The organism is Mesorhizobium sp. M7A.F.Ca.CA.003.01.2.1 (assembly GCF_003998945.1).
Lineage (GTDB): Bacteria > Pseudomonadota > Alphaproteobacteria > Rhizobiales > Rhizobiaceae > Mesorhizobium > Mesorhizobium ciceri.
The window spans coordinates 1-8,410 of sequence record NZ_RZRA01000121.1 but is presented as its reverse complement, the minus strand read 5'-3'; the positions used below and the strand labels follow the sequence as shown (position 1 = coordinate 8,410).

The following is an 8,410-nucleotide window of genomic DNA, read 5'->3' as shown; positions in this document are numbered from 1 at the left end:
CCCCGTCGGCGCCGAAGCCCGAACTGAAGTTGGCGGCAAAGCTCTGCGTGTCGTTGGTGGTAAGAACCGACTCGTCGACGGTCAGCGTCGGCTCGGCGCCGGTGGTCGAGATGCTCGGGCCATCATCGTCGAAGTTGATGTGGGAGCCGACCTCTTCGCTATAGGCGTTGGTGCTCGTCGCCGAGAAATGGAACTCGGAGATGTCGCACCCCTCGTTTGCATCGACCCCTTTGACCGTCAGCCGATCCATTGGGCTGCCGGTGGTGATATCGACGGTGGTGGTGTTGTCGAGCCCGGTGATGGTGACGGCGTTTCCGGTCCCGCTGAGCCCGGTGACGGTGATGTTGCCGCTGCCGGTCGCATAGGTGCCATCGACAGTGATGACGGACGCAAACCCCGATGTACCCGTCAACTTGATGCCGGTGATATCCACGGGGCTGGTCGTGGTGCCGTCAAAGAAGTTCGTGCCTTGGTCGTTGCCCGTATTGTTGAAGGCGCTGACGGTGACGTCCACACGCGCAGTCGGAGTGGAAGGTGTGATCTGGCTGATCGTGAACCCGGCCTGCGTGATGGTCTCGATGTGGTTGCCGTACTGGATTTGCGACGCACTCCCTGCGTTCAGGGTACCGCCGGTGACAAAATCGACCTGCAGCGTTTCGTTCGGATTGATGCTCTGGTTGTTGATGCCGAAGCCCTGTTCGCTGACGTTGGCACTGCCACCGTTCAAACCGATTACCAGCAGCTGCTTGGAAGCGTCATTGGCCGAATTGATCAGATAGAAATCATTGTTGCCGGGCGCGGCGGCTGAGCCCAGAAAACTAGCCACGGAGGTGCCGGTGACCGACGCGAACACCTTGTTGGTCAAACCGATACGATCGTCCGGATTGGTCGCGTCCGGATTGAGCAACGGCACATACTCGACCGTGTACAGGTCCGCATTGGTGGCGCTGGTGCTGACCAGCCCAAACGAGAAAGCGAGCGGGCCGGTTGCGGCCGGTGCGGCCGACGGGTCAGAGGTGCCGATGACACCGATTACGACGTTTGCATGGGGCGGGTCTGCGTCTTTGAACAGCCAGACATAATTGCCATCGACCGTCTGAATGCCGCTGTTGACGCCGACGGTGGTGGAAAACGGGGTTCCGGTGAGATTCTGGGAGAGAACGACCGAGGTGATGGTTTCTCCCGCACTCGCCGAGGCCACGACGAAGTTGGCCTGGAAGGCGACCTCCGGCGAGGTCAGCCCACCCGGATCGTCGAGACTTAGGAGATATTGCACCGTGGGGTTGGTATCGTAAGGCGGAATGGCCGGATTGATATCATCGTCCGTAAATCCGGTGGTCTCGTCGAGGACGATGTCCTGGGTCAAGATGTCGAGTGCCATGGAGATTCTCCTTGGTTCAAAATTCTCTCTGGAAAAGGGATGCAGCCCCTAATGCCGGAAATGCACCTACCCCGGTGCAGCCGGTCGCATACTGAAATGCGCCCCTCCAATTTCATTGTGCCGCCGGCGCAGAGGGCGCGTCCATTCCCGCTTCGATAGTATTGCGGTCAATGTCCGCACCTGATCGAACGATATATATCCTTCGATAGGTCAGGTTGACGGGCGCTGCGGGGAGGTCGCGCAGGCACGCGCCAGATGCCGCCAGACGGCTCTGCGGCCGTTGCCGTGCGTACAATGTCGGTGCGAGTGGAGAGTGTTCAGAGCAGGCCGGTTCGGCCCATTCCCGGACGCTCGGCGGCTTTGCCGTGCGTCATCCAGGCCAGTTCCGCCCGGCCGCCTAGGTGCAACTTCTCGTAGACGTGATGCAGGTGCATCTTCACCGTGCCTTCGGATAAATGCAGCCGCTGCGCGATGGTCTTGTTGCGCAGCCCGCGCGAGACGAGATCGGCGATTTCGGTCTCCCGCCCGGTCAGCCGGGACATTGGCTGCGGCTGCGAGCCGGGCATCAGCAGCTGCTGGACGATCTTGTTGTCGATCCACTTCTTGCCCGCCGCCACCGCATTCACGCATTCGATGAGAAAGCGGTGGCTGATGCCGTCCAGAAACAGGCCATCGACGTCGAGCGTCTGTATTTCCCTGACATCGAGCCTGCCGGTTGGCTGCACGATGAAGATGATGCCGAGAGCGCTGTTGCCGGCCTTCAGCCGTGAGGAAAGACCTGATGTCTGCTGATCCGCGAGATCCACGCCTACGATGACCATATCAGGCTGATGGCGCTCCACATGAGCGAGAACGTCCACAGGGCGGCGACACTGGGCGACAACATCGTGTCCAGCCTTCTGCAACACCCATTCCAGACCGGCGAGATATACCCCCCGCGGGTCCGCGACAACCACTGTTGACATGCGAACACCGTCCGTAAAAAACGCAACGAACTTGGTTAAATACCCGTAAAATCAGGAAACCAGAGCCCACATCGATTGTCAAGGAATAGCTAATATACATATTGCTATAATCTACGACGGACCGGCGGGCTCCCTCGCAGCGTAGCAGGCCGGCTGACGATTCTGCGGAGGCGATGCTGGACTTGGTTGAAATGCCAGCGTTTCGATTGCACGTGGATCCGCGGAATCGAAGTCGAAATCGCCGGACGTCTCACCGCACTCCTGGGTGAGAAATTTGCTAGCGCCAGCGCGCTACCGCCTTTCCCCCCACGCGTCGAGCTGCCAATTCAGGCTTCGATGCTACGGCTGAACGGGCCGAGCTTGTGCGGTGAGACGGCGTTACCTGGTCGACCGCAAGCGAGCATTTGCCGGTGAAGGCTGACAGCGAAAGCAATCCGACGGCGGCTTCAAATATTCAGGTTGAACTGCGGGTATGCCGTCGGCAACCGGGGGCATTCCGAAAAACGCTGCGAAGTGAAAGTCTCACCCAAGATACGGATGAGGCAAGAGACATCTGACTGAGCGGGTTGCTGCTCGCAGGAAGCCGTCCCTGCGGTCTGCGCTTGGATGGTTTCGTTTCCATGGCGCGAGGTGCGCTGTTCTTCACCCGTTGTCGTCGAATGTCGCAGCAAAGTGCCTTGCGACTGGGAGGAGACCTGGAATGAACGACATCAAATTCACGTCCGGCCTGAGCGTGGTGGCAGATGCCCATGTCGCCTTTCGCGGCACGCCCTTCGTCGAACGGACGGCGCCACTGAACCAGAACGCACTCTGGATGCGCTGGGACAGGAACATGGTCGTCGATTGCTACTCCGATATGGTCGAGGAACTGGCGGCTATCCGCAACAGGGTGGCCATGGGCGACATGTCACCACTGTCGAAATATGTCATTGCCGGTCCGGATGCCGAGAGGATGATGGATGCGCTCATCCCGCGCGACATCAAGAAGCTGCAGGTCGGCCAGATCTACTATGCACCGTGGTGCGACGAGAACGGCCATGTCGTCGGCGACGGTCTGGTTTTCCGCATGGACGAAACCACCTTCCGCGTTTCCGCCGATCCCGGCCTTTCCTGGTGGAAGCAGCATGCCGAAGGCCTCGACGTCCGTGTCACCGACATATCCGATAGCTACGGCATCCTCACCTTGCAGGGACCGCGTTCCCGCGAAGTGCTGGAGGCTGTCACCCAGTCCGTGCAGGAATTGCCGTTCTCTCGCTTGGCCATCGTCACAATTGCCGGCAGACGGGTCGAGATCCTGCGCCAGGGTTTTACCGGCGAGCATGGCTATGAATTGTGGGTCAAGGCGGATGACGGCGCCGCCGTGTGGGACGCGGTCGAGGCGGCAGGCAAGCCTTTTGGCATCCTTCCTGCCGGCGCCTGGGCGCTCGACATAGCACGTCTCGAAGCCGGGCTGCTGATCGTTGGCTACGACTATACAAGTGCCGGCCCAGACCATGGCGGCGCCAGCATTCAGGCAGCTGGAAAGTATCGTGCGTCGCCCTTCGACCTCGGCCTGGGCCGGCTGGTCGACTTTCGCAAGGCCGATTTCATCGGCAAGGCGGCGCTGCAGCGCATGTCGAACACGGGTGACCATCGCCAGCTCGTCGGGCTCGACATCGACTGGTCGCAAGCCCTCGACGGCAAGGGGCTTGAGAGCAATGCGCCCGGAAATCTGCGGCGCGTGCAGTGGTATCCGCTGAAAGCCTTTCGCGGCGGGAAGGAAGTTGGGCACGCCAGCAGCGTCGCCTGGTCACCTTCGACCGGCAGGATGATCGGCTTCGGCCATCTGCGGCGTGAGGCCGCCGAGACCGGCACCGAGCTCACGCTGAAGTGGAACAAGGATGGCGTGGCGGCCGATGTCAGGGCGCGTGTCGTGGGGCTGCCGTTCCTGTCGCTCAAACGCGCCGCCAACGGGTAGCGAAACGCTGTTTCAGAACTGAGAGTCCTGTCGTTGCATCCTCCCGTGACGACAAGCCGGGCAGCTGGTCTGCCCGGCTCCCATTGCCGCGGCCTACGGTGCCGCGAAATCGTGAAGCTGGTCGGGAGAGACCTGGAAAGATCATGAACGACATGCGCCAAGAGCTTATCCAGACGCGAGGTTCGGCTACATTTGTGTTCGACGCGGAGGTGTCGATCGAACTGGCACCGGCGCAGGCACGCACCTTTGCGCCACCAGCCGACTGCTTCCCGCTTGGCTCGCGCGTCTTTCTTACTCACCTTCCCGGCAAGCCCGAGGCTTTGCAAATCGAAGCAGCGCGCCGGATCAAGGAGTTGGGCTTTGTGCCGGTGCCACATCTGGGCGCGCGGAACTTCAATTCGGAGCAGGACTATGTCGATCTTGTCACCGCCCACAGTCGAAACGGGATAAGCGAAGCGCTCTTTCTTGGCGGCAATCCGGCTCTCTTTCCGGGGCCGTTGGGAGAGGCAACCCAGTTGCTCGCCCATCCCGTGGTCAAAGACAGTGCGATACGAACCGCCTTCGTTGCCGGCTATCCGGAAGGGCATCCAAGCATCGTCGAAGCCGTGCTGACGGACGCATTGCGGCGCAAGCTCGACATCTGTGCCGAGCGGTCGCTGGAAGCCAGGGTCGTATCGCAATTCGCCTTCGATGGCGACATGATCGCCGCCTGGGCGAGCAGTCTGCATACGGCGCATCCCGGGCTGCCGGTTCATGTTGGTCTGGCCGGTGTGACCAGCCTTACCAAACTCATCCGGTTCGCCATGATGTGCGGTGTCGGCCCTTCGATCGCGGCGCTGCGGCGTTCCGCCAGCGGCCTCTTCAACATCGTGGCCGACCGGAACCCAGCCGAGATCTTACAAACCATGGCGGCAAGCTACCCGGCGCCGACCGCGCCACTACACCTCCATTTCTTCCCATTCGGCGGATGGGAAAAGACGCTTGCCTGGTTCGCCGATTATCGCGAGGCGTGCTGGCCGCGGGTCAACGAACGATGAATTGTGCAGCGCTTCGACTGTCGTTCATTCTGACGCTGTCCTGCGAAGACCAGGCCGGGATCGTAGCGGCAGTGACGACCGAACTCGCCAACCTTGGCACGAACATTGCTGAAAGCAGCCAGCATTGGGACAGGGCCTCGAACCGTTTCTTCATGCGCATTGCCTTTTCGGCGCCCGCCTGGGTGTCTGCCGATGCCATCACCAAGGGACTTGCGCCTGTGGTGGATCGCTTCGGCCTGAGCAGCCGCCTGCTTGAGCGGAGCCGTCGGCCGAAAATCGTCATCATGGTCTCGAAGTTTGACCATGCATTGCTTCACCTCATCTACCAGATCCGTGTTGGCTGGCTCGAAGCCGAGGTCGCAGCGATCATCTCCAACCACGAAGACAGCCGCGAAACTGCGGCATGGGCTGGCATTCCCTACCACGTCTTGCCCATCTCGAAGGAGAACAAGCAGGAACAGGAAGGCCGGATACTGGCGGTGATCGAGGACGTCGGCGCCGACCTCGTCGTCCTGGCTCGCTACATGCAAGTGTATTCCGACGACCTCGCGGGGCGCCTGTTCGGCAAGGTCATCAACATCCACCATTCGTTCCTGCCAAGCTTCAAGGGCGCGCGGCCGTATCACCAGGCTTTCGAGCACGGAGTGAAGCTGATCGGCGCCACGGCTCACTATGTGACCGCCCAACTCGACGAGGGGCCGATCATCGAGCAGGAAACCGAGCGGGTAACGCATTCCATGAGCGTCGAGGATTTTATCGCGGCCGGCCGTGACATCGAAAGCCGCGTTCTGGCGCGTGCGATCAAACGGCACCTCGAAGCCCGCGTGATGATCAACGGACGAAAAACGGTTGTGTTCGCGTAAGGCGGCAACACCGACCCGTGTGTGGCGATGCTCATATCAACAGGAGAACCAGATCATGAAAAATGGAACGGCGCATCTCTTTATCCCGGGTCCGACCAACATTCCCGACGCTGTGCGGCGGGCCATGAACGTGCCGATGCAGGATATGCGCGCACCGGATTTTCCGGAACTGGTGCTGCCCTTGTTTCGCGACCTGAAGCAGATCTTCAAGACCGAAACCGGCAGCGTCTTCATCTTTCCGGGCTCAGGCACCGGCGCCTGGGAAGCGGCAATCTCCAACACGCTCAGCCGCGGCGACCGGGTGCTGATGTCGCGCTTCGGCCAGTTCTCGCACCTGTGGGTCGACATGGCCGAGCGCCTTGGACTTGAGGTCGATTGCATCGATGTCGAATGGGGTGAGGGGGTTCCGCTCGACGCCTATCGGCAACGGCTGGGCGACGACAAGGGCAGCAAGATCAAGGCGGTATTCGCCACCCACAACGAGACCGCGACCGGCGTGACGTCCGACGTCGCCGGCGTGCGTGCCGCGCTCGACGAAACGGCTCACGATGCGCTGCTGTTCGTCGACGGCGTCAGTTCGATCGGCTCGATCGATTTCCGGATGGACGAATGGGGCGTCGACCTCGCCATCACCGGTTCGCAGAAAGGGCTGATGCTGCCTGCCGGTCTCGGCATCCTGGCGGTGAGCGCCAAGGGTCTGGAAGCGCACAAGCAGTCGCGCATGGAGCGTTGCTATTTCAGCTTCGAGGATATGCAGGCTTCGTCCAAGACCGGCTTCTTCCCCTATACGCCGCCAACGCAGTTGCTGCTTGGCCTGAGAGCCAGCCTCGACCTTATCTTTGCCGAGGGACTGGAGCAGATTTTTGCCCGGCACCACCGGCTCGCCGAAGGTGTGCGCCGCGGCGTGCATGCGTGGGGACTAAAGCTCTGCGCCAACGAGGAAAAATGGTGGTCGGATACGGTTTCGGCGATCGTCGTCCCCGAGGATGTCGATGCCAGACAGGTCATCGCCAACGGATATTCCAGATATCGCACATCCTTCGGCGCGGGCCTCAGCAAGGTGGCTGGCCGCGTGTTCCGCATCGGCCATCTCGGCGACCTCAACGAGGTCATGTGCCTCGCCGCCCTGGCCTCGGCGGAAATGTCGTTACGCGACGCCGGAGCCCGAATCGAGGCCGGCTCCGGTGTTGCCGCTGCGCAGGAATGGTACCGCGCCGAGATCGGCCGGACCTTGCAGCCGCGGCACGAACGCGCGGCTTGAGAGGATCGTAGCCATGAGCAAACCGAAGGTAATCGTTACCCGGCGCTGGCCGCATGAGGTCGAACAGCGCCTTGGCGACCATTTCGATGTCACGCTGAATGAAGCCGATCGGCCCTATGAGCAACAAGAGCTTCGCCAGGCCCTGCTGCTTGCCGATGCCGTGCTGCCGACCGTAACCGATCGGCTTGGCGCGGATCTCTTTGCAGGCGGGGTCAGGGCAAGAATACTTGGCAATTTCGGTGTCGGCTTCAACCACATCGACATTGCCGCCGCCAGCGCAGCAGGGCTGATCGTCACCAACACGCCCGCCGTGTTGACCGATGCCACCGCCGATCTCGCCATGACGCTGCTTTTGATGTGCGCGCGCCGTGCCGGAGAGGGCGAGCGCGAGCTGCGCTCCGGCAAATGGACCGGCTGGCGGCCGACGCATCTCTGCGGCACCCAGGTCAGCGGCAAGACCGTCGGCATCATCGGCATGGGAAGGATCGGCCAGGCCATGGCCAGGCGCTGTCACTTCGGCTTCGGCATGGAGGTCGTCTTCTTCGACAGCCGGCCGGTTCCCCACCCCGGCATGCCGGCGCGGCAGCTGGCGACTGTGGACGAGGTGCTGGCGGCCTCGGATTTCGTGTCGCTGCATTGTCCGGGCGGTGGCGAAAACACCCGCCTCATCAACGAACGCCGTCTTGCCCGCATGAAGAAATCAGCCTTCCTGATCAACACCGCGCGTGGCGATGTGGTGGATGAGGACGCACTGGTCCAGGCGCTGCGTGAGCGTCGGATTACTGGTGCCGGGCTCGACGTGTTCGAGACGGAGCCGTCCGTGCCGCGCGCCTTGACGGAGCGTGAAGATGTCGTGCTGCTGCCCCATCTGGGTAGCGCCACCAGCGAAACGCGCATCGCAATGGGCATGCGGGTGATCGACAATCTGTCGGCCTTCTTCGAAGGC

7 protein-coding genes are annotated in these 8,410 nt (G+C 61.6%); 5 read left to right on the top strand and 2 right to left on the bottom strand.

What is annotated here, in order from left to right; all coding sequences use genetic code 11:
- Together EN969_RS07735 and EN969_RS07730 are read right to left on the bottom strand one after the other, a co-directional pair.
- Window positions 1–1,381 (bottom strand): DUF5801 repeats-in-toxin domain-containing protein (locus EN969_RS07735; protein ID WP_245441328.1); only part of this gene is annotated, 1,381 nt, incomplete at its 3' end.
- A gap of 317 nt (window positions 1,382–1,698) precedes the next feature.
- Window positions 1,699–2,202, bottom strand: coding sequence for a response regulator transcription factor (locus tag EN969_RS07730; protein ID WP_032809607.1), 504 nt, complete (start codon window positions 2,200–2,202; stop codon window positions 1,699–1,701).
- A gap of 844 nt (window positions 2,203–3,046) precedes the next feature.
- Between EN969_RS07730 and EN969_RS07725 the strand changes: the two genes are divergently transcribed.
- The 5 genes from EN969_RS07725 to EN969_RS07705 all read left to right on the top strand — a co-directional run.
- The gene (locus EN969_RS07725; RefSeq protein ID WP_013529879.1) at window positions 3,047–4,303 is read left to right on the top strand and encodes an aminomethyltransferase family protein; all 1,257 of its coding nucleotides are present in this window, start codon (window positions 3,047–3,049) and stop codon (window positions 4,301–4,303) included.
- 143 nt (window positions 4,304–4,446) lie between these two features.
- On the top strand, window positions 4,447–5,340 hold the full coding sequence (locus EN969_RS07720) for a methylenetetrahydrofolate reductase (protein WP_013529880.1): 894 nt from the start codon (window positions 4,447–4,449) through the stop codon (window positions 5,338–5,340).
- Window positions 5,337–6,203 carry a formyltetrahydrofolate deformylase gene (gene purU, locus EN969_RS07715; RefSeq protein ID WP_013529881.1) on the top strand — a complete coding sequence of 289 codons (867 nt, stop codon included), beginning with the start codon at window positions 5,337–5,339 and terminating at the stop codon, window positions 6,201–6,203. Before EN969_RS07720 ends, purU begins: the two co-directional genes overlap by 4 nt.
- Window positions 6,204–6,258: 55 nt before the next feature.
- Window positions 6,259–7,464, top strand: a complete 1,206-nt coding sequence (locus EN969_RS07710) for an aminotransferase class V-fold PLP-dependent enzyme (RefSeq protein WP_063168886.1) — start codon at window positions 6,259–6,261, stop codon at window positions 7,462–7,464.
- A 13-nt stretch (window positions 7,465–7,477) separates the two neighbouring features.
- Window positions 7,478–8,410 (top strand): D-glycerate dehydrogenase (locus EN969_RS07705; RefSeq protein ID WP_164758174.1); only part of this gene is annotated, 933 nt, incomplete at its 3' end.